The organism is Cytobacillus oceanisediminis 2691 (assembly GCF_007678455.1).
GTDB lineage: Bacteria > Bacillota > Bacilli > Bacillales > Cytobacillaceae > Mesobacillus > Mesobacillus oceanisediminis_A.
Genome location: NZ_VEEP01000003.1, coordinates 77,569 through 100,077 on the forward strand (window position 1 = coordinate 77,569; position 22,509 = coordinate 100,077).

22 protein-coding genes are annotated in these 22,509 nt (G+C 41.4%); 4 read left to right on the forward strand and 18 right to left on the reverse strand.

The annotated features are described in order from the left end of the window. Positions 1-95: 95 nt before the first annotated feature. The 3 genes from FS736_RS06830 to FS736_RS06840 all read right to left on the reverse strand — a co-directional run bounded on the left by FS736_RS06830 (position 96) and on the right by FS736_RS06840 (position 2,080). A complete protein-coding gene (locus FS736_RS06830) occupies positions 96-1,283 on the reverse strand; it encodes a DUF2812 domain-containing protein (RefSeq protein ID WP_144475638.1) in 1,188 nt (395 codons plus the stop codon). Positions 1,284-1,326: 43 nt separating this feature from the next. Further along, the gene (locus FS736_RS25115) at positions 1,327-1,473 is read right to left on the reverse strand and encodes a PadR family transcriptional regulator (RefSeq protein ID WP_313959708.1); all 147 of its coding nucleotides are present in this window, start codon (positions 1,471-1,473) and stop codon (positions 1,327-1,329) included. 220 nt (positions 1,474-1,693) lie between these two features. Next, positions 1,694-2,080, reverse strand: a complete 387-nt coding sequence (locus tag FS736_RS06840; RefSeq protein ID WP_144475639.1) for an FAS1-like dehydratase domain-containing protein — start codon at positions 2,078-2,080, stop codon at positions 1,694-1,696. 359 nt (positions 2,081-2,439) lie between these two features. On the opposite strand from FS736_RS06840, the gene FS736_RS06845 reads away from it, so the two are divergent. Beyond that, positions 2,440-3,288, forward strand: coding sequence for an STAS domain-containing protein (locus FS736_RS06845; RefSeq protein WP_144475640.1), 849 nt, complete (start codon positions 2,440-2,442; stop codon positions 3,286-3,288). 361 nt (positions 3,289-3,649) lie between these two features. On the opposite strand, the gene FS736_RS06850 is transcribed toward FS736_RS06845, so the two are convergent. The 6 genes from FS736_RS06850 to FS736_RS06875 all read right to left on the reverse strand — a co-directional run bounded on the left by FS736_RS06850 (position 3,650) and on the right by FS736_RS06875 (position 7,118). Beyond that, the gene (locus FS736_RS06850; RefSeq protein WP_144475641.1) at positions 3,650-4,090 is read right to left on the reverse strand and encodes a MarR family winged helix-turn-helix transcriptional regulator; all 441 of its coding nucleotides are present in this window, start codon (positions 4,088-4,090) and stop codon (positions 3,650-3,652) included. A gap of 21 nt (positions 4,091-4,111) precedes the next feature. Next, the gene (locus FS736_RS06855; RefSeq protein WP_144475642.1) at positions 4,112-4,588 is read right to left on the reverse strand and encodes a glutathione peroxidase; all 477 of its coding nucleotides are present in this window, start codon (positions 4,586-4,588) and stop codon (positions 4,112-4,114) included. A 217-nt stretch (positions 4,589-4,805) separates the two neighbouring features. Then, the gene (locus FS736_RS06860; protein ID WP_144475643.1) at positions 4,806-5,258 is read right to left on the reverse strand and encodes an HIT family protein; all 453 of its coding nucleotides are present in this window, start codon (positions 5,256-5,258) and stop codon (positions 4,806-4,808) included. Between the two features lie 388 nt (positions 5,259-5,646). Next, entirely contained in the window at positions 5,647-6,111 is a 465-nt protein-coding gene (locus FS736_RS06865; protein WP_144475644.1) for a hypothetical protein, read from the reverse strand. Beyond that, positions 6,108-6,320, reverse strand: a complete 213-nt coding sequence (locus tag FS736_RS06870; RefSeq protein ID WP_144475645.1) for a helix-turn-helix transcriptional regulator — start codon at positions 6,318-6,320, stop codon at positions 6,108-6,110. The genes FS736_RS06865 and FS736_RS06870 overlap by 4 nt, the downstream gene beginning before the upstream one ends. A gap of 264 nt (positions 6,321-6,584) precedes the next feature. Then, positions 6,585-7,118 carry a GNAT family N-acetyltransferase gene (locus tag FS736_RS06875; protein WP_144475646.1) on the reverse strand — a complete coding sequence of 178 codons (534 nt, stop codon included), beginning with the start codon at positions 7,116-7,118 and terminating at the stop codon, positions 6,585-6,587. Positions 7,119-7,229: 111 nt separating this feature from the next. On the opposite strand from FS736_RS06875, the gene FS736_RS06880 reads away from it, so the two are divergent. Together FS736_RS06880 and uptA are read left to right on the forward strand one after the other, a co-directional pair. Next, the gene (locus FS736_RS06880; protein WP_144475647.1) at positions 7,230-7,748 is read left to right on the forward strand and encodes an NUDIX domain-containing protein; all 519 of its coding nucleotides are present in this window, start codon (positions 7,230-7,232) and stop codon (positions 7,746-7,748) included. Between the two features lie 208 nt (positions 7,749-7,956). Next, complete coding sequence (gene uptA / locus FS736_RS06885) at positions 7,957-8,529, forward strand: undecaprenyl phosphate transporter UptA (RefSeq protein ID WP_260983568.1); 573 nt, start codon at positions 7,957-7,959, stop codon at positions 8,527-8,529. 262 nt (positions 8,530-8,791) lie between these two features. On the opposite strand, the gene FS736_RS06890 is transcribed toward uptA, so the two are convergent. The 7 genes from FS736_RS06890 to FS736_RS06920 form a co-directional block, all read right to left on the reverse strand. Further along, positions 8,792-10,102 carry a helix-turn-helix domain-containing protein gene (locus FS736_RS06890; protein ID WP_144475649.1) on the reverse strand — a complete coding sequence of 437 codons (1,311 nt, stop codon included), beginning with the start codon at positions 10,100-10,102 and terminating at the stop codon, positions 8,792-8,794. Between the two features lie 30 nt (positions 10,103-10,132). Then, positions 10,133-11,374: a M20 family metallo-hydrolase gene (locus FS736_RS06895; RefSeq protein WP_144475650.1), complete on the reverse strand. Its 1,242-nt coding sequence runs from the start codon at positions 11,372-11,374 to the stop codon at positions 10,133-10,135. A 65-nt stretch (positions 11,375-11,439) separates the two neighbouring features. Then, positions 11,440-12,714: a M20 family metallo-hydrolase gene (locus tag FS736_RS06900; RefSeq protein ID WP_144475651.1), complete on the reverse strand. Its 1,275-nt coding sequence runs from the start codon at positions 12,712-12,714 to the stop codon at positions 11,440-11,442. 24 nt (positions 12,715-12,738) lie between these two features. Beyond that, entirely contained in the window at positions 12,739-14,259 is a 1,521-nt protein-coding gene (locus tag FS736_RS06905) for an AbgT family transporter (RefSeq protein ID WP_144475652.1), read from the reverse strand. Between the two features lie 21 nt (positions 14,260-14,280). Next, a complete protein-coding gene (locus FS736_RS06910; RefSeq protein WP_144475653.1) occupies positions 14,281-15,708 on the reverse strand; it encodes a M20 family metallopeptidase in 1,428 nt (475 codons plus the stop codon). A gap of 26 nt (positions 15,709-15,734) precedes the next feature. Then, positions 15,735-17,033, reverse strand: a complete 1,299-nt coding sequence (locus FS736_RS06915) for an amidohydrolase (protein ID WP_144475654.1) — start codon at positions 17,031-17,033, stop codon at positions 15,735-15,737. A 280-nt stretch (positions 17,034-17,313) separates the two neighbouring features. Then, entirely contained in the window at positions 17,314-18,168 is an 855-nt protein-coding gene (locus FS736_RS06920; protein ID WP_144475655.1) for a hypothetical protein, read from the reverse strand. 595 nt (positions 18,169-18,763) lie between these two features. On the opposite strand from FS736_RS06920, the gene FS736_RS06925 reads away from it, so the two are divergent. Further along, a complete protein-coding gene (locus FS736_RS06925; protein ID WP_144475656.1) occupies positions 18,764-20,074 on the forward strand; it encodes an acetamidase/formamidase family protein in 1,311 nt (436 codons plus the stop codon). Between the two features lie 216 nt (positions 20,075-20,290). On the opposite strand, the gene FS736_RS06930 is transcribed toward FS736_RS06925, so the two are convergent. Next, on the reverse strand, positions 20,291-21,286 hold the full coding sequence (locus FS736_RS06930; RefSeq protein WP_144475657.1) for a hypothetical protein: 996 nt from the start codon (positions 21,284-21,286) through the stop codon (positions 20,291-20,293). Positions 21,287-21,605: 319 nt separating this feature from the next. Next, complete coding sequence (locus FS736_RS06935; protein WP_186326705.1) at positions 21,606-22,493, reverse strand: N-acyl homoserine lactonase family protein; 888 nt, start codon at positions 22,491-22,493, stop codon at positions 21,606-21,608. Between the last annotated feature and the right edge of the window lie 16 nt (positions 22,494-22,509).

The following is a 22,509-nucleotide window of genomic DNA, read 5'->3' on the forward strand; positions in this document are numbered from 1 at the left end:
GCAAACCTGTCAAAATTACGAATGCCTATCACCACTTATCTGACCAATTCCAGTTGAATGCTTAAATACATCTCACGCACAACTTAAACTGTAAGTTAGTGAATCTTTTTAGCCACATTATCTATTACCGTTCCTACCTTCGCATTCCCATGATATCTGACATACATGACGGAGTCTCCTCGTGAAGCAAATACCTCTTTCATATCTTTCTCGACATGGACAATCAGTAGATCCAAGTCGGGATGGTTCTTCTTCCGATACTCGTCCTGGCTGTTTCCATATTTGTATCGTTTGATCAAGTCAGAAACCAGATTATCCGCCATGCCTGGAAATGTCAGCTTGTAGAACTGTGTATGGATTCCCGGAGAATAGTCACCACTCCCATCATTCCATTGCTTACCCGGCACCTGGCCGGATTCATCTGTCTCATATTGCACTGGTGCAAGCAGACTCCATTTATAGGAGTAACGGTTTCCCCAATCAACATTGTCACTCATATAAACAATTTCAGAACGAACCAATTCGGGATTCTGCTCTACTTCTGCCAATCTGACAATCGGCAAATCCTCACTTGTTTCGGGCAAGGTTTTTGTATCCATTTTCACCAGCTGCATGAAGGGAATAACCGCACTCGCACCAGCTAACACTGTAAACAGAAAAGCTGCAGCTGTGTGAATGAGGTGATGTTTCTTCCAAGGTGCTCGATGGTCAATCGGTTTACCTTCAACTAGTCTTTTACGCAAAGCACGGATTGATAGAGCTGCAACAAGTGAATGATAGGCCATATAAGCAATAAGAAGCGTAAAAATAGTCAGCTGGATGGCTGCTCCATCCACCATTGCATAAGTAGGAATACCATCGAGAAACCAAATGGAAGTCATCATGCCAATCATCAACATTAATACAACAATCACGGCTCCGGCATTAAACGCCAATTTTTTATCCAGTTTCTTTAATTTATAAGACTGTTCAGCAGGATCGGTATGAAGTTCTGGAGCTTCTAGCTCTTCAGGTGATGAAAAGACGTGAAAATTCCCGTAACTGGTGACAATATCCCAGCCTCTATCGGCATAAGTCTCAATTTGTTCAGTGGAGATTGTCTTTTTCGCAGTTACATCAATTCTATATCTCATCTTCCTCGGTTCACTTTTTTCAAACCTGGCAAAATGAATGCCCATCTTTTTCAAGAATAGCCCCTGCGCAGCCATATCTGGAAACCAGCTTTCATGCTCTCCAATTCTCCAATAATCACTTGGGCGGAGCTTATAGACCGGTTTATTCATTCTCCTCACTCTCCTCTAGGATCCAACTATCCTGGATCAGTTCTTATAACCGATCATACTCGATTCTAAATGCTTGTTTTCCTTCCCATGTGATTTCATAAGTATTTCTTCGACCATCATTTTCAGCCAAAGCAATTAGACCGTCCTTCTGCATTCTCGAAAGTACTCCGTAAAGTGTCCCTGGTCCCATATTCACTCGGCCTTAAGACTTCTATGTAATACCATGCATAAGCTGTAGCCGTGATTGGGACGCATTAAAGCTACATAATACATCGTCATCGGCCCTCCGGGGTATGCCATTGCTTACACCATACTAAGTAAGACGATATCCTATAACATAATAGTACAGCAAAATTTTCCAGCAACATATAAAAAATAAGCACAGGAAATCTCCCTATGCTTCTAAGTGGTCAGGTATGATGTAAAATAACCCCAGAAAAACTGCCTTTCAATACTTCCTTTCCATTCTGGTTCACACAAGCAAAAGTCGCGAGAATGGCTGTACGCTGATTTGCCTGCTTTTCATATTGCTCGATTTTCACCTCACAGACAATCGTATCGCCGGTAAAAACGGGACGGATGAATTCAAAGTCCATATTCCTTGCGAGGACATTGTGATCCCCGCCCACTTTGGTTGGCAGGGTGGCCGTCAAGAGACCTTGTACAACAACCCTACCCTGTTCATCTGGTGTCAGATGGTGGATCCCTTCGTCACCAGAAATCTCTGTGAAAAGTTCCACCTCTCTTTTGGTAAAAGTGCGTTCAAAAACAATACAATCCCCAACATTCAATGACACGGAAATATCTCCCTCCCCTGAATATCACAATAATAACAGTCAGTATTCACCTGAAGTATAAAATGAGTTCCTGACATTTTTAATTATTCATTATTAGTTTTCGAGATAAACCAATCATGAAACCATAAATAATGAAGACTAAACTTTACTTATTTTCCCTTCGCTTTATCAAGGGAAATATGTTAATATTTAGAGAACATTCGGAATCTTCAAAAACCTCCAGGAGCCCTAATTCTCCATCTCTCCACCACACGCTTATTTAAGTACTTAATCAAAATCATTTCTTTATTATTTATCAACTTGCTTTCTCTTAATGCTAAACCATAAGCTTTAAGAATTCAAACGTGAGGAGACAAGAAATGTCAAAAGAAGAGTTCGAATTCATAGGCAGGAAAATATTTGAAAACCGTGACAAGCTAGCAATAATTTTTAGTGAAAATATCCTTAAATTTACCACTGAGCATTTTGAAAAGTTTAAAATGCCAGAGTCGGAATACTTGAAGTATCGATCTCAACTAATAGGATATTTTGGAGAAGCACTTTATAAAAATCAAGAAGAGGTTTATAAATCTGTAGGTAAATGGGCGAGGGAAGTAGCGAACCAAACCATTCGATATGGCGTTTCTTTAACCCAGGCACTAAGAATCATCTCCCTTTTCCGTCTGGTCATTTGGGAAATATTCACCGAGGAATTAGAGCAAAATCGAATTTCCTGTACCACGATGGTCCAGATAGCTGACCGATTCGACAAACTGATTGATTCAATCTTTAAAATCACGGGAGATGTTCACGAAAAGCATAACAACGAACGGATGAAATCAGCCTTCACAGAACTAAAGGAACTTTCTGTCCCGGTTGTTCCCATTGCTTCTGGAATTGCTGTCTTGCCAGTGATTGGATCCATTGATAACGATCGGGCAAAAATGATTATGCAGGTTTCATTGAATGAAGCGATGAGGCTAAAACTGAAATATTTTATTGTAGACCTTTCAGGAGTTACAATCATTGACAGTGTTGTTGCGAACTCCCTTTTTCAAATCGTAAAAACGTTACAACTAGTTGGGGTGGAAATTATTATTACAGGGATTCGCCCTGCAATTGCACAAACGATTACACGTATAGGATTGGATTTTAATATAACAAAGATTAGCAGTTCTCTAGAAAAAGCGTTATTAGATCTAGGCTTCAAACAGGTTGCTGTCTTCTAAAATAAAGAAAAATTTTTTTTCTTGATAGGCATGGAACGTCCCTTGCTATATTTATAGTTCATGAATTCAGGTAGCAAGTCACTCTGTAAATTTGCAATGCATTACATACTTTTTGTCCTGCTTAAGCAAAAGGAGCACATTTTAAATGAGTTCAAAATTTGCTCCTTTTCTAATTAATTACTTATCTAAATCTCATTAGGCAGAAATTTATTTAATTCCAATGCTGAAATTTCTTGCTTGTAATTCGTCAATTAGATTGGCATATCAGTTCAACAGAATTCAAACATTACTTGGCTTACTGATAGGGATGCCTCCACGAAGAACCATATATGAATAAAAGAGAATTTTAAATCTGATAATTTCATGACCGATTATATGCGCCCAATTTCCCCCGCAAAACGCCTAACATCTTCATTAACTGCTCATACTCTGCATACTCAATATTGCAAAGCTTCAACTCTGTGGCGATTTTTTGCACGATTTCTTCCTTTTGTTCTTTGGCTTTTGGGAGAAGACTTATGGAAACCTTCCTTTCATCCTCAGTCGAACGCTCTCTCTTCAGCCAGCCATTGGCTTCCATCCTTTTGATCATTGGAGTCAATGTGCCTGTGCCTAGGTTCAACTTTTCACCCAGTTCCTTAACAGTAACCCCATCCTTCTCCCAAAGGGATAATAAAACCAGATATTGAGGATAGGTGAGCCCGAAGGAATCCAGTGCTTTCGTGTAAAGCTTTGTAAACTGGCTCCCTGCATCATAGACAGCAAAACACAGCTGATTTTCTAATGTTAGTAAATCCTTCAATTGACTCACCCTTTATTATGATTAAAGTAATTCACAAAGATCATTCTCGATTTTTTCAGGCTCAGTCGTTGGAGCATAACGTTTCACAACGTGTCCATCACGGTCGACGAGGAATTTAGTGAAATTCCATTTTATATCCTTCGTCAGTACCCCGCCTTTTTGTTCTTTTAGAAAAGCAAAAAGGGGATCTGTATTCGCACCATTCACATCGATTTTCGCATACATAGGAAAAGTGACACCATAATTCAGCTGGCAAAACTGAGTCGTCTCGGCAATATTGTCATACTCCTGATTATTGAACTGTCCACAAGGAAAACCCAGAATTTCCAATCCTTTTTCCTGGTATTGGTCATAAAGTTCCTGAAGGCCTTTAAATTGAGGAGTCAAACCGCATTTACTAGCAGTATTGACAATGAGCATCGGCTTCCCTTCAAAATCTCTTAAGGATTGAGTATCTCCATTTGCCTTTTTAACGGTAAAATCATATACCGTTTCCATTAACAGTTCCTCCTCGTTATAAATTAAATCGTCTACGATTTAATCGTATCAAATATATTGAGGAAAATCAAAAAGCAGCTCATTAAAAAACACAGGATGATGATTCCTGCGCTTATTTGAAATATTATTGGTACTCAGCATGTTCAAGACTTTACCTAGCTGAAAAGTGATTGATGAAATTTTCCAGGCTGCCTTCCCAAATAAAATCCGTTAATTTTTACTCATAAGGATGATTCTCTATATACTTTTTAAGGCGGCTGCAAAGCGAAATAACTTCTTCATTGTTTCCCATCGGTGCCTCTTCCCAATCGTAAACAGCATTAGGTCCCCAAAATTCCTTAGGTGTGTTCGGATATCGAGCAACAAGGTGCATATGAAGGTGCGGCACTGAATCCCCCGCCACAAAAGAATAAATGTGTTCAGCAGCCTCACTTTCCATGAGTGCTTTGCTTACTTTAGCCATCATCATCCCAAACACTTTTGCTTCCTCCATATTCATCTCTCCAAGTGTAGGGACATGCCTTTTCAAGTCAATCATAATATGACCCAAATAGTTCGGATTCCCATTACGATCGATATGACCAACATACACAAAATCATCCTCATAAATTGCTATTCCCGAAGTTTGTATATTGCCGCTGTGTTTATTGCAGATAAAACAACCATCCAAAGAAATCACCCCGATTTTTTGATATTTCTAAAAGTATAATATAAACATAGTGGGAATGGTATTATTTTCTAGAAAAATACAATCGTAGCTTTGGAGAGATTTAGATTCGAAATTAACACTGGGTATACCTGGTTCGTAATAAACAAGTGCGAGATTCCCTCAAAATAGGCTGAAAATATGTATTAATCTGCTACAATAAAATAATTGCCCATTTTTGCGTAAATTAAGGATTCGATGACCAGTATTTAATCATTTATAGATTTTCATTTGTGAAAACCAGCAGTTTATTCGCTAAATGATGATAATCTACATCCATAACATGAAAAAGCAAACGAAATCCCTTTAGATAACGTTTGCTTTATGGGTTAATTCTTTACCAACACACAACTCAATAATGCTTTCTCCACGTAAGAAAATAAGCAATCGATTGTACAAATGGAAACAGCATGATAATAATGACTGGATAATACGGAACGGTTTCAGAAATAAACGGATAAAACAGCATAAGAGCTGTCAGAACTGGAAAGGCATACCACATGGTGACATAGGATGCCCTGCATGCTTTCGCCGTGATTTCTTGTTCTCGCTCATCAGTTTCCTCAAACTCTGGCGGCAGGAAAAATGCCTTGGCAAAGGATTTGTTCTTCTTTTTGCTTTTCCTAAACAAGATGGCTGAGAGGATCCCACCGAATACCAGGGCTGCAAAAACAGGAGTTGCATTGATAGTCACAGTCCATGGCGGTTCAGGATTATTTATCACTTCCGCAAAATCCATCTGTGCATAATAAAGAGCGATCATACCCCAACCAAACAAAACGAAGATCCCGATTGACATTAAAAATTTTTGATTCATCCTACTTCTTCCCCCTCCATAAAAAAGATCTCTTCAATTGGCAGCTTGAACGTGCGTGCAATCTTCATGGCCAGCAATAAGGACGGTATATAGCTTCCCTTTTCAAGTGCAACAATCGTCTGCCTTGTCACGTCAACCGCTTCGGCCAGATCATTTTGCGTATAATGATGTTTTGCTCTTAATTCTTTGACACGATTTGCTAACCCCATCGGCACCACCCCTCCCTACAAAGCTTGATGCAAACTTGACTTTACATTTTGTAAAGCCAACTATACATTATGGGTAAAAAAAATTAACCCTTTCTTTCCTTTATTATCCTTATTGTATAGTCTATTTTACATTTTGTAAAGTAAACTTTACATCTTTTCATCCATCTATTCCTCTTCCAATAGTACCTACTAGATGGGCAGATGGCAATAAAGGAAATTAGAAACGCCCGGGAATATATCCAGGCGTTTGTGTTTGCTATTGAGTTAGATTTCACTTTTCAAAAGGCTATAAATGATCAAGTCTTCATAATGATCATGAAGATATTGCCCGGCCCTCTTGATTCCTTCCATTTTAAAACCCAATCTCTCAGGAACTCTCTGGCTATTGACGTTATTTGCAGCACATTGAATTTCAATTCTATTCACAGAATACCTGTCGAATAATTCACGAATTAACCTCTCTAAACTGGTTGTAATGACCCCTTTTCCTTCACAGTCCTTTGAAAGAAAATAACCAATACTCGCGGTTCGATTTCCCCAATCAAATTGAACGCCAATCATTCCAACTAGTCGGGCATCATACCTGATTGCCACATCAAACCCTTGATTATTCGCCAGATTCTCGAGAAAATACTTAATTACCGGAACCATATCCTCTGCCGATTTTCTCTTATCGACCCATAATAACCATTCTCTTAAATGCTCCCTATTGTCATCAATCAGCTGAAAAATTTCCTCTGCTAGATGCTGCTGCAATAACTCAAGACTTATAGATTCGTTTACTTGAAAGCTGAACATACCCTTCCCCCTAGCCCAACAAAAAATGGATGATTCTGGTTATAAATATGATAATCTATTAATGGAAATATTTCACTAATAACTAATCAATTATCCGAAAAGGTGAAAAAGATGAATTTCAATCTAGAACTGGACGAACAAAATTTAAAAAGCTTTTTGAAAACCATCGATCGTGTCGCCATAAGAGCCATCATTATGAAAAATAATCGTATTCTACTAGTTGAGTCCAACTGGGGAGATTATAAGTTTCCTGGAGGCGGCCTAGAGGAAAATGAAACCCATGAAGATTGTCTAAAACGAGAAGTGAGAGAAGAAACCGGTTATGTAAATAGCCTAGTTAAAGACAAGGTTGGGATTGTCATAGAGCGAAAAATGGATGAGTATGAAGATCACACATTATTTCAAATGACTTCACATTATTATCTATGCGAATTGGCAACAGACGAAAAGGTAACCCAGCAACTAGATGATTATGAAGCCAAAATGGATTTTACAGCAAAATGGGTAACCCTGGAGGAAGCTATAATCCAAAATGAATCCCTAATTAATAATCTCGAGAAAAATAGCTGGTTGAAACGGGAGACATTTGTTTTAAAACACATAAAAGAAATGCATGCTTTTAGACTTTAAAATTCATTGTGATAGCTCGTTATCAGTCAAAACTCTAAATATAACTAGCAATTCTCGCTGCTCTATTTATCCTATCAAAGCGGACGAAAGAATCAGTGTCCTATAAATCAGCATTAAATAATCTTATTTACATCATTTTCATAAAACTACTATAATTAAAAAGTCGGTTATATAGTTAGGAGTGGAGTTTTTCGTGCAAGATTTTATTATGAATGTTTTAGACTGGTTATCAGGGCTGGGTTATCTCGGAATAGCTATCGGCTTGATGCTTGAAGTAATTCCGAGCGAAATCGTCCTTGGGTATGGCGGATATATGATTTCAGAAGGGACAATCGGATTTGCAGGCGCTGTCATTGCGGGTACCATCGGAGGAACAATTGCACAGCTGTTTCTGTATTGGCTTGGCTTCTATGGCGGCAGGCCGGTATTGGAGAAGTACGGTAAATATCTTCTGATTAATAAACACCATATTGACGTATCTGAACAATGGTTTAAAAAATACGGGCCAGGTGTTATTTTTTCCGCAAGATTCATCCCTGTTGTCAGACATGCCATCTCCATTCCAGCCGGAATTGCGAGAATGTCTTTCGTAAAATTCACGCTTTATACTGTGGCTGCAGTCATTCCATGGACAATGTTCTTTCTGTATTTAGGAATGGTCCTTGGCGAAAACTGGGCCGGAATTAAGGATGCAGCAAAACCTTATATCATTCCAGTCGCCATCATTGCATTAATAGCTGGAATCATCTATTTCCTTTTGAAGAAAAGAAACAAGCGTTAAGATCTATAAGAGGCTGTCAAAAATGATTATTTTGACAGCCTTTCGCTATTTGCTTTACGGTTCAATTTCGAATCTTGCCAGACCATTTTTTGCTTTTATCCCTCACATGCAATTTACAGCCAATGAATTAAATATAACCTCTTTCATTTAAGTTTCTAAAATAGCTACACTAAAAACAGTTCAGCAAAAAAAAACTGCAGATAAGTTTGTCTGCAGTCTGAATATCAACAAGTAATTAATTTTTACCTTCAGGCCATTTTAGTTAAAACAACAATTCATAAACCTTCCTTGGCCTGCCTCTTTGTCCTGGCTGTTCTTCACCCGTGACTTTTGCAAGACCAAGGCGCTCAAGTTCGACCATGATTCTTCTAGAATTGCGTTCGGTCCTTTTCAGCCATCTAGAAACTTCCTGTGCTGTCACGATATTTTTTTTGTAATGTCTTGATAGATACTCGATTTTGCTTACGATCCCGGGGCTGATTTTGGCTTCTTTAAAGCGCTCTTCCCATTCTTCACCCCATTTACGTTGCTGGTAGGTTATGTTCAGTTCTCCCGTTTCTGACTGGTGCTCATTAATCTGTTTCTTTTCATCGACACTGACAACAGATGGGGTCTGTTTTTCCCTTGCATAATGTAATGCAAGCCGGACATTTTGTTCCGCGTCATAAGCGGTCAAACCGTAGCCTATTCCAATTCTGAGCTTTAGCTTGCTGTGAACTTTTGCTTCTTCTATCAGGGAATACATAGAGGATTCCTGGAATTGCATGTCCATCTCGCCCCTGGTCGTATAGATAAAGAACAAACCGTCACCGATTTGTACGAAGGAGCCTTGTAGTTTTTCGGCATGGTCCAGCATGACCTGCTTGATTTCAAGTTCACGGCGCTTCATTTCATAAGAAAAATACTGCTGATCCAGCGAACTTGCTGAATGGATCACCTCAAGCCCGATGATAGCGATCTGCGACTGTTTATACCAGTTGGATTGTCCTCTTTCCTTCAGGTTTTGCAGCACCAGTTTGATAGCGACTGGAGAAGGAATGACTCTGTAACAAGGAATCCCAATTTCCTTTAGGCGGTCATGAACTTCCTGTACACAGGTAAAAGCCACCTCAATTTTACCTTCATCATACAGTTTTTTATGGAATGAGATAATTTCCTCGGCTGGTTTATATTCGTTATAGGAAAAAGAATGGATATTGATCTCTCCCAAATAATAGGTACTGGTCAATGTGTCCAATTCTGATTGTTTGATGGTATCAAGGCTGGCATTCTGAATGGCCCCTTCCTTCAAAAGAGCTCCAAGGAGGGTCCCTAGCAAACTTGAACCATATAATGGGGGAAAATAAGAAGTATCTTCCCTGATCAATCCTTTAGAACGTGCATAATAGTATGGAGCCTGGCCAGAGAAAAACCAAAAATCCACTTCATCTTGATAGTCACGGATGATATTTTCCGTCTCCTTTGTTTCTTTATATATATAAGGAACCATTTCAAGATCGTTATGTTCCCGACCTAAAGCAAGGATGTGGCCAACAGAGTCTCCTGGTCCAACTATCCCGACACGGATTTTCATCTTTTACACCTACTTCTTTCGCTTCAGCTATTAACCTGCTTCATTTTTTACATATTGTGTGAGAATGTCTGTACCTATTTGTAAATCTTCAAGTGAGGCAAATTCATCAGGGTGGTGACTTAAACCGTTTCTACACTTGATAAAAATCAAGCCTGATGGCCATTGAGCGGCCATGTTCATCACATCATGGCCAGCGCCGCTTTCGAGAACCATGGCTTTATAGCCTAGAGATTCCCCCGAAGCCTGCAGTTTACTTCTCACTTTTCCATCTAACTGAACAGATGAATTATTTACCAGAGTGGTCATTTCCATTTTAACACCAAATGACTTTTCAAGCTGTATACATTTATCGCAAATTAGATCTTTCATCTTCTCCTTTAATTGATCATCCACACTGCGTATATCCACACCAAGTTCAATGATTCCCGGAATGACATTCATGGCATTAGGTTTCAATACAATTGTGCTGGCCGTAGCAACAATCGGCACTTCACTCGCATCCGAGAGGGACTCAGCTGTTTCAGAAATTAAACTGATCAAAGGTGCAGCAGCAACAAGGGCATCCTTTCTTTTCCCCATTGGCGTCGTTCCCGTATGCCCCATTTGCCCTGTAATCGTTACTTTTAAGCGGATTGGGCAAGCAATCGCGGTAACAACACCAAATTCTGCACCATTGTCCTCAATCCTGGTACCCTGTTCAATATGCAGCTCAATAAAACTTTTCAGCTCGGACTCAGTCCGATGTGCCTGGTCTATTTTCTCCCAATTAAGTCCCATACTTTCAACCGCCTGGCGGATTGTGGTGCCATGCTCGTCTTTCATGCCTTCAAGTTCTTTCTTATTCAATAAGCCGCTCATCGCTTTACTGCCGATTGTTGAAACGCCGAATCGCGATGATTCCTCGGACGCAAAGCAAATTACTTCAATAGGGAAAGCAGGCTGGAAACCTTCTTCTTTTAATTTCTTAATCGCAGCAAGGCCGCATAGGACACCTGCCACACCATCATACCCGCCTCCGCCTTTTACCGTATCCAAATGGGAACCGATAGCAACTGCAGGTAAAGATTCAGCCTCGTCTATTTTCCACCTGGCAATGGCATTCCCCGCCTCATCCCTATGTACGTACAAGCCTAGAGTTTCAGCTAGTGAAACAAAAACATCAATCGCTTTCCACTCTTCATCCGTATAGCCTAGACGACAAAAACCCTCCGGACGCTCCATTGTTTCTGTTAAATTCAACTCGCACAGATGCTTCTCAAACCAATCCTTCATTGCCATTCCTCCCTTCAAATGGTTAGATTGAAATTGAGGCAGATGTCTCTGCCTCACTCCAATACTTAATTTAGTTTCTTGATTGATTCAAATAGTACATGAACAGCGGACATTAAAGTCTTTTCATTGATATCAAACTTCTCATTATGATGGCCGGCCGCAAGCTCTGTTCCGAAAACACAGTATGTTGCCTGCCCGCCGTTTTTCTGTACCCTTTCGATAAAGAAGGTGGCATCTTCAGAACCTGCAGGTGAGTTATCCTCTAACACACTTTTCAGAATATATGGCGATTCTTCGGCACAAGCGTGCAGCACACTCGCAAGTTCTCTCGACCCCTCCGCACTGATTGCTTCTCCAACCGTCTGAATTTCATATTCTACACCATACATTTGCGCGGACCCTGCAATTACGGCTTCGGCCTGAGATTTGACAAACTCATTGATCGCGGTGTTTTCCCCGCGGGTTTCTACTTTTAAAAAGGCCCGGTCAGCGATGATGTTTCTGCCAGAACCTGCTTGAAGTTCACCGACATTGATTCTTGTCGCACCTTCCGAATGACGAGGAATGGCATAAATATTCAGTGCAGCAGACGCAGCTGCCAGTAGAGCGTTTTTCCCCTGTTCAGGATTTCCGCCTGCATGTGAGGCTACGCCTTTAAAAGTGATGTCAAGCTTCGAAGTAGCCAGGAATCCATTTTTTGAAGCGACAAAATGGCCATCTGGAACACCAGTACCTACATGGGAGGCGATAAAATAATCGACATCATCGACTACATTCGCTTCGACCATCGAGCGGGCCCCTCGGGTTCCCTCCTCAGCTGGCTGGAAAATCAATCTGATTTTCCCTTTGAGACTGTCCTTATTCTCAGCTATCAAGGTTGCCAGTCCCAATCCAATCGTTGTATGAGCGTCATGGCCGCAAGCATGCATCTTATACGGAAGAGTAGACCGGAACCCCTCAATTTCTGGGAAGTGGCTGTCCTCCTGCGATTCGTTTATGTCCAAAGCGTCCATATCAATCCGGAAAGCAATGGTTGGACCTTCCTTTTTTGTATCCCATGTGGCGACAATCCCTGTATAGCCCTCAGAAAAAGGCTCGATATACTCTTTATTCGCACCATTTTCGAGTGCCCATTGTAAATGAGCCTCTGTTTCCTCTTTACTCGGTTTTCCCATGCAATGGTCTGGTGACATGACTTCTTTTCCCACTCGAAGGTCAAAACCAAGATTGTCGAGAATGGAAGCAACAATGGAAGCTGTACGAATTTCCAAAAATCCAGTTTCAGGATAGCGATGGAAATCCCGGCGCCATTCTATTAATTTTTCTTCTAGATTGTTCATTGTATCTTTCACATCCTATTTTCATTAAAGAAATGGTGTAATACCAGGGCCAAACGGTAGTTCAAAGAAGAAGAAGATTAAAATCATGATGATCCATGTCAATAAGAACATCACCGAATATGGAAGCATCAAGGCAATGAACGTTCCAATACCGGCCTTTTTATCATACTTCTGCATGAATGACAGCACGATGACCATATATGGCATTAATGGCGTCACGATGTTTGTTGATGAATCCGCAATACGGTAGGCTACCTGTGTAAATGCTGGATGGTATCCAAGCTGCATGAACATCGGTACGAATACGGGAGCTTCGAGAGCCCATTTTGCAGAACCTGAAGTAATCAGGAAGTTCAATGCCGCGGTAAAGAATATATAGCCTATGATCAATCCTATTCCAGTAAACTCGATATCTTTCAGGAATTCCGCTCCGTTGACCGCAACCCATGTAGCAATATTGGACCAGCTAAAATAGGCGATAAACTGTGAAATTGCGAATATTAGGACAATATAGGACGAAAGATCCCTCATCGCTTCAGCCATAAAGCTGGCAACATCTTTACTGCTCTTAATATTACCAACAGTTATTCCATAGACAGTACCGATAATGATAAAGAAGAACAGAATAATCGGGATGATGCCATCCAGGAATGGTGAAGGAACCAGGCCGCCGTCCTCATTAGTCAATGGACTGTTCGGCAACAGGATCGCACCTAGAATAACCGCAATATATAGCCCGCCAGCAATAGCGGCATTACGTAAAGCTTTACCTGCTTTAGGAGGATCTTCTGTAAGTGCTTCCTCTACCGCATCCCCTGTATACTTACCAAGGCGCGGTTCAATGAATTTAGTTGTGATAAGCCCGCCAACGATTGTAAGGACAAAAACGGATACAATATTGAAATACCAGTTGTCAACTGGTGTTACGACAATATTCTCATCAATAATCTGTGCAGCTTCAGTGGTTATACCCGCTAGCAGTGCGTCCGTTCCTGCAATCAATAGGTTCGCTGTAAAACCAGCACCCGCTGAAGCGTATCCTGCCGCCAAACCGGCAATTGGATTCCGGCCAACTTTGTAGAAAACCATTGCAGCCAGAGGGGGAATCAAAACCATCGCAGCATCGGAAGCGATATTTCCCATAATGCCTACAAAAACAACCGTGTACGTGATCAGTGCGGGAGGTGCTTTCAGGATGGTTCTCTTGATCGCATAATCAAGCATACCGACCTTTTCCGCAAGGCCAATACCAAGCATCATTGATAAAACCAATCCAAGAGGCGCAAAACCAGTGAAATTATCCAGCATAGATGTCAAAATATACTTTAGGCCTTCACCAGAAGCAAGGTTTTTTACTGGAAGTTCTTCTCCTGTCCCCGGATGGGTGACAGATGCACCAAAGGCACTGAAAATAGCTGAAGCAATGATGACCAGCACTGCAAGGATTGCAAACAAAATAAATGGGTCTGGAAGCTTGTTCCCTACTCTTTCAATTCCATTCAGAAATCGCTGGGCTAAGCTTGCTTTCTTCTTCTCTGTAACCATATTTTCGCCTCGCTTTTTAATTTATTTTAATGTTGATGGCTTAACGTCTTTTGGTATTGGACATGTGTAAGGGTTGGCTTGGAGGAACTCCTCGAATTCCTGTTTAACAGTCTTCAATTTCGCATCATCCTCAAACAATTGAACCGCTGTCAATGCCATTGACTCTGCTGCCCGAAGCATTCCTTTATGGGCAAAACTGCTTATGCCCTGTGTCGTCATTTGCCAGGTGTGCAGCGGAGTACCCAGTGCTGAAGTCGCGGCAGTCAGCTGTGCGGTCGGAACAACCCAGCTTACATCTGATACATCCGTGGAGCCGGCAAGAACTTCATTAGATGCTTCATAAGGCGAGATGCTGTCCGAGAGATACTTCCCCTCGAATTCAGTTCCATTCCCCACATATCCAAACCCTTTTAAAAGATCCAAATAACTCTCTTTTTCCCCGTCTGACAGTGTGGACCAAAGTTCTTTAGCAAAAGCATTTTCTTCCTCGGTCGGCTCTTCAGTTCCAGCTTCCACAAGATTTTCATGGAGAAGCTTTTCAAGACTTCTGTTTGGTATATAGTTCGAACAAGCCTTGTCAAATTCGATGGAAAGCTCTGTTTCTGTCATCAATGCTGCACCTTCTGCAATCTTGCAGACACGTTTGTAGATGCCATCTACCTGCTGCACTTCAGGAGCTCGAATCAGATACAGCACTTCCGCATCTGCCTGTACGACATTTGGCGAAATGCCACCAGTGTTTGTCACGGCATAATGGATTCTTGCTTCAGGCACGATGTGTTCTCTTAAATAATTGACCCCCACATTCATCAGTTCTACTGCATCCAGCGCGCTTCTGCCCAAATGCGGTGAGTTTGCAGCATGGGAGGAGACCCCTTTAAACCTGAAATACACCTGATAGTTTGCCAGACTGGAAAGACTCATGATGGCGTTTGCTGGAGAAGGATGCCAGGATAACGCAGCATCTACTCCGTCAAACACGCCTTCCCTAACCATGAACGTCTTTCCAGAACCGCCTTCTTCCCCCGGACACCCGAAAAATTTCACGGTACCTGAAAGGCTATGATCTTCCAGATATTTTTTGGCTGCGCTTGCAGCGGCAAAAGCACCAGTTCCGAGCAGGTTATGGCCGCAGCCATGACCGACGTTTACTTCTGTTGGCTCATAGACTGTTTTGTCTGGCTTCTGCCCCAACCCGGAAAGTGCATCAAACTCACCAAGGAACCCTATGACCGGGTAACCGCTTCCAATAGTTGCAACGAATGCAGTTTCTATACCTCCTGCATTCCTTTCCACAGAGAAACCGGCTTTTTCACACTCAGATGCTAAATACTCCGCTGACTCGTATTCTTCGAATCTAGTTTCTGGATGATCATAAATGTACTTGCTGATTCTCTCAAAAGTCTCTTTGTTTTCGGCGAGATACGTTTTCACATTGTTGTTTTTCATGTCTCCTCCTTGAATAAAACTATTAATCAATTAAATCTAGAACCGCCATTAATGATAGAGATGAATGTATCCACCGCAACCAACAGAACCTCTTCCTGAAAATCAAACTCAGGATGATGGTGCGGATGGTCAAGCTTTGTCCCGAATAACATATAAGTCGCCTGCCCGCCGTGCTGTTGAACCCGATTCATCATCAGGCTGACATCTTCAGACCCTGAAACAGTCACTGATGGCAATACTTCTTTTACATACTCGCTTTCGGCACACCATTCAGTAATTTTCGGGATCAGCTCCTCATTGCAGACAACCACTTCGGTCAAGCCAACCGGTTCAATCGTGCAGATTACGTCGTGCATATCAGCTGCAGCTTGAAGAATCCTCGTCGCTTTTTCAGCCATATATTCGGCAATCTCCACTGTTTCCCCACGGACTTCGATTTCCATGTAACTATCTTCAGGAATGATATTTCGGCCGCTTCCAGCAACTAATCTTCCAACATTCACTCGGGTTACACCATCATGGTGACGGGGGATTGCATATAAATTATTGGCCGCTGTCGTTGCTGCGAGCAGCGCATTTTTGCCAAGCTCAGGATTCATCCCAGCGTGGGAAGCAACACCTTTAAAATATGCATTGTATTTCGTCGAAGCAAGGAAACCTGGTGTCGTAGCAGCAATCGTTCCAATCGGAAGAGTTTGAATGCCGATATGCCCGGAATAGAAATAGTCAACATCATCAAGCCAGCCTTTAGCCACCATCGCCCTCGCCCCGCGTCCGCCTTCTTCAGCTGGCTGAAACAGCAGGGTGAAACTACCCTTCAGTTGATCATTATGAGCTGCAATATATTGAGCGGCACCAAGACCAATCGTTGTGTGTCCGTCATGTCCGCAGGCATGCATGACATTCAGCTCCTTGGATACAAATTGGTGTTTTGCCGGAAAATGGTTCGAATTCAGAGATTCATTAATCGGCAAAGCATCAATATCAAAGCGGAAGCCAACATGGTCCCCTTCTTTCCCTGTATCCCATATAGCCACCAGCCCAGTGTTCCCGCCTCGCATTTTATCCAGCCACGCCTCCTCAACTCCCCAGTTAAGAGCCTTCAACTCATGGGCCAACAAATCACTCTCCGGTGGAATCCCCATACGAGATTCCTCATCAAGCGCTTCCTTTCCAACAAACAGCTTAAAACCTAGGGCTTCAAGCTCCTTCCCGATCCTGTACGTCGTGATGTACTCCATAAATCCCAATTCTGGTAAGGCATGTAAGGAACGTCGCCATTCAATTAATCCTGGAGTTAAATCTTTTACGAAACTACTTGTCATAGATGTCTCTCCTCTCTGTAAAAAATTTATGTATGAGCAGGTAATTATAGACTACAAACGGAAAGTTGCCGTATATAAAAATGTTATTACGGAAAATTTCCGTTTAATATCCTTAAATGCTATTATACATGAATATTTAGAAAATTCAATTTAACGGAATGAAAATTAATGGGGAAATTTGCGTAATTTCCTTTTTGTTACAGTCTTTTTGTCTTCCCTAAAAATAAAAAAGCACAGCATAAACCGTGCTTTCAATCCTTTATTTATTGACTTACATTTTTCAAAAACGACTATTTTCCGGTTGGAAAAATAAATGGGACTCCTGTAAATAATCAGGAATATCCGTTTCTTGAATACTAGCAATTGCCCCAAAAGTGACTCCTTGAGTTAAAAGGAAATTGACCATTTCCCACCCCACGTAATATGCTTCTCTCTCGTGATTCGTGGTGCCATTCCCAAACGTAAACCTTGTCACATCTTCTGAGGAGGATTCTTCTAAATATGGATAGATCCCCTTTATGATTTCTCCTCTGTTTTCCTTACAAGATTGAAGCCAGCCTTTTTTATGCTCAATATAAAGCTCATCTGGATGTCCTGGTATTAAAAATTGGCTTACACGAGTTGCTAATCCCTCTTGTAAAATAGTGGAGGCAATTGTTCTTTCCCAATCAGCAGTCAGGTTGGCAGTATAATTATGTACGACATGTGTCAGTTCATGTACGAGAGTAATAGCTGACTCTCCTAGTTCAATTGGAAGACATAAAGCCAGTCGTCCATCGTCAAAAGGGGCAACAAAAGGATTATTTTCGAACCCTCCAACAAAATAAACTAAGACAAAATCAATTGGCTGATCATAGCTTAGTAAATTTTTAACTTTTGTTAGGTATTCCCGAACTCTTTCCTCATTTGGTTTCCAATTTTCAATAAACGATAAAAGCTCTTCATACCTAGCCCAAGCTTTGTCCAGCAAATTTCTAGCCATCCTTCTTCCTTCCACTCCAGGAGGGACCGCTGCAAAATTATAGTACTCCTCCCAAAGTGCCCATCTTGCCTTACTATCAATTTCAAGTTTATTTGCCTTATGATAAAAAGCTAAAAACTTAGGCACTAAATTCAGTATTTCGATTTTATCCAATTTGTCTCCCCCTTAACAGTCTAATTATTAAAATGCTTCTTAACGTAACTCCTAAAATCAATAAACAAATAAGCGAACCCAACAAAAATGAATAGACCAGCAATCCAATTAACTTGATCAGGTGGATAATATCCTTCAAAACGATTAAGTAAGTGGAACAAAAAGCCGAACGATAAAAATATTGCGCCAGTTAATTGCCGCATTTAAAACGACTCCTTTAGAGATCAAATTTGATATTTAGATTTTACTAGATTAAAAATGGAAATAATAGGTTTTTAAAACAATTAATTATACGAGTAAAAATATACGCCCTAACTTAATTCATTTCCTTCGCCTCCCTCTTCAAATACAACTATAATTAAATTAGTACTCACAGGTGAAAAGCTGTCTGAACTAAAGGGAACTTCGGACTGCTTTTGTGCTTAGCATCGTAAAGCTGTCCGAACTTGAGCCAGCTTCGGACTACTTTTGTGTTTAGCAACGTAAAGCTGTCTTAACTCGAGGCAACTTCGGACTACTTTTGTGCTTAAGCGTGAAAAGCTGTCCGAACTAGAGACAACTTTTATAACGAAAAAATTTGAAAGGGTGATTTACAGTGAGAGAAGCGCAGCAAACAGTGTATGTAAACGAGTTTACCAATGGAATCCTGGACCCTGAACAGGAAATGCTTGGCCCTGTTAAAAATGGCGGACATATCATTGCCAACACGACGCCGGGGTGCTGGGGACCGATGATTACACCTTGCATCCGTGGAGGACATGAAGTAACAAAACCGGTTTTTGTGGAAGGTGCTGAAGTTGGAGATGCGATTGCTATCCGCATAAAGTCCATTCAGGTCACATCCATGGGAACTTCATCTGGGAACGATGCCCCTGTTGAAGGCAGGTTTGTTGGCGATCCCTTTGTCGCGGTGAAATGTCCAGGCTGCGGACAGCTTTACCCGGATACCAAAGTTGTAGGCACTGGCCCTGAGTCAGTTCGCTGCAGCAACTGCGATACAGATGTAACCCCTTTTGTTTTTACAAATGGCTATACAATCGCGTTCGACTCCAATAGACAGGTGGGTGTCACTTTAAATAAAAAAGCCGCAGAAGAAGCTGCAAAACAAGGGCGAGCATTTATGAACACTCCGGAAAATTCAGTACAAAATCCAATCGTCGCATTTGCCCCACATGATTTGGTCGGAACGGTCGCAAGGCTTCGTCCTTTCCTTGGCCAGCTCGGCACAACACCTGGCAGAGCCTTGCCTGATTCACATAATGCGGGTGACTTTGGCCAATTCCTGGTGGATGCCCCTCACGAATACGGAATCACAAGGGAACAGCTTGCAGATCGGACTGATGGCCACATGGACATTAACCGAGTCCGTGAAGGAGCCATCCTGATTTGCCCTGTAAAAGTAGAAGGCGGCGGAGTGTATATCGGGGACATGCATGCGATGCAGGGAGACGGTGAAATTGCTGGCCATACAACAGATGTATCAGGCATTGTCACCCTTCAAACCATCGTCATAAAAGGATTGACCATCGACGGCCCGATCCTGCTGCCTGTTGGTGAAGACCTCCCTTACCTGGCAAAACCAATCACGAAAAAAGAAAAAGCAACCGCACAGAAATTAGCCGGACAATGGGGCGTCCGCAAGCTGGAAGAATCCCTGCCAATCTCCTTCATCGGCACCGGAGCCAACTTGAACGAAGCAACCGAAAACGGCTTGCAGCGTGCAGCTGAGGCATTCGGAATCACAGTTCCAGAAGTTATGAACAGAGCAACCATTACTGGCTCGATTGAAATCGGCCGCCATCCAGGAGTTGTTACGGTGACTTTCCTTGCCCCAACTAGTTACATTGATCAATTGGGATTGACTCATTTGGTAAAAGACCACTATAGTGACCTATTGGAAAAATAGTTTTTTATTCAAACATCTTTCAAAGAATAAATACTCAAAGAGAAGATCACTTTAATGTCTTCTCTTTGTTTTTCCAAGTCAGACTGTTTGAGAATGATGACGGTAAAAGTTTAATGTCAGGAGTTAAAATACTGCCCCTGACTAGATAAGCTTTTTTAAAGAAAACACTTCGTTGGTAACCTGCCAGTCTGTATCTTTGAAATCACCCCTGCCCTTTTATTGTGGTGGAACAGGTGCGGTTCCCTTGCGCACACAAACCTTCACGATATCTTTCTCCTTAAATGACCAGGCAACTTCTAAATCATTTTCAGGGTCTCTGGGGTCCTGAACCTTCCCAATATTATCTGTGCGTGCAAATACATTGCAAAGGATAGCAGCACCTGAAATGTAAAAGGTATCACCAGCATTTGCATCTTCACGGTTAATCATGCATTGGAATGGGACCTCATCCTGAACCTGATAGCCTGTGAAGATTCCATCCCTTCCTGTTTCCGGGTTGAATAATATCGTATCATAGGTAATTGTTTTACGAAGGACCCCGCAAATCATAACCTCCTCTGGACAAACTGCTTCCACTGCTGCTTCAATCACATTTGTATAGATAACAGGGCTAAATTCATCACCAATCAAAGCAGGCGGAACAAGCTGAGTCTTATGTTCAATCATTTGTTTGCAGCATGTCTGCGGATTGGCAACAGGACAAACGATCCTGCACACCTGAAAATTATCTATTCCGGTTTGATTAGAGTCGCCGATAATTCTAAGTCTGGCGATAGCATTCGCACCTACATCCACTGTGACTAAATCCCATTCATCATATACTGGCTCCCTGAAGTTTGCCGGTTTTATTAATCTTGCAATCAGGTTGCCTGCAGTATCAAAAGCCTCTATTGTTACCTGTACTGAAGACGAATAATAAAAGCTGATTGAAGACACTTCAGGACTAAAGGTCATATCCCGCTCATTGCCTTCGAGCCAATAAATCACGGTACGTGGAGATGGCCAATTCGCAACATTACCACCAGTGATTGTCCGCCAATTATTAAAAGTAACGGTGGAAACACACAGATCCAGAGGTGGGACAAGGGTAAAGGTTGGAGGGCCTTCAAACGTAGTCATTCCGCAATTGTCTTCACAGATAATTTCAAAATCACTATCTTGCGCAGGAGCTACCTTACTTGGAGGTTTTTCGTTAAGAAGAAAATGAGCCATACACTAACCTCCCTTCAAAATTTACATTTTATTAATCGTAATATTTTATTCATAACAAATTTTAAAGGTATGGACTTCCAGAAAAAATTTACATTGCGGGATACATAGCTATTGTCCTCAAGGACCTTCTTCAAAAAACACATTGTGCTTTCTAAATGCTAATTACAAAAAGATCATTAGTTATTGACCCCTTTGGAGCTCGTTTCTCTCAAACTTAAAAATGATTAGAAATAAGAAAAAACAAAAATATTAGCTGAATAGAAAGCAGCCATATAAAAAAATGCCGAATACAATTGTATCCGGCAATCTTGTATTCCTTTTACTTAACAACCGTAACAATGCGGTTCTTGCCTACTTGCTCTGTTGGATATTTGTCAAAAACAGCCATGTCATGTCCGGGGATGATAAAGTCTACATTTCCTCCGACCAATTTATTTACTTTTTGAATGGACATGAGCTGTTCAACATTATCAAGTCCAAGTCCCAAAGGTTTATAGTCGATAACATTTTCGTATGTGTACGCGACGTCCTGGGTAAGCGCATATGTTCCATTCCTTGTCTCGACCGTAACGGCTTGTGTGCCGAATGTGTGTCCTTTGGCATTATGGGCCTTAACTCCTTCTGCTACTTCAAAATTGTCTTCTTCGATCAGCGTCAGCCTTTTTTCAGCAGCCACTTCCAACAGATCATTTATATGGTCAAGATCGGTTGCCTGCCAAACCCATTCACGCACCTTTTCAGGCAGTGACAGTGAAGAAACCCAGCCGTCAAGCTCCTCTTTTTGGACATAAAACTGGGCTTTTGGAAATTGATCAATATTCCCGGCATGGTCAAAGTGTAGATGGCTTAAAATGACGATATCTATGTCATTGGGAGTTAAGTTCACTTTTTTCAAAACCTGGGCTGGAGCTTCGATATTGGTCCCACCAAATAATTTTGACCAATCCTTTTGGGGTTTAGCAGCATCATTTCGGTACCCGATGTCATAAAGAATATTGTGTTCCTTATTCTGAATCAAAATATAAAAGAATGGCAAATACGTGGTTCCTTGATTATGAGCACCATACACCAATCCGGATTTCGGATAGTCCTGGATACCACCATACTCCAGAAGCTTTACAGTATAGTCGCTTTTTTTAGCAGCATAAGCGCTCCCTGCTAGAAGAAAGGAAAGAATCAAAGTCAGAATAAAAATCACCTTTTTCATGCTATTCATTCCCCTC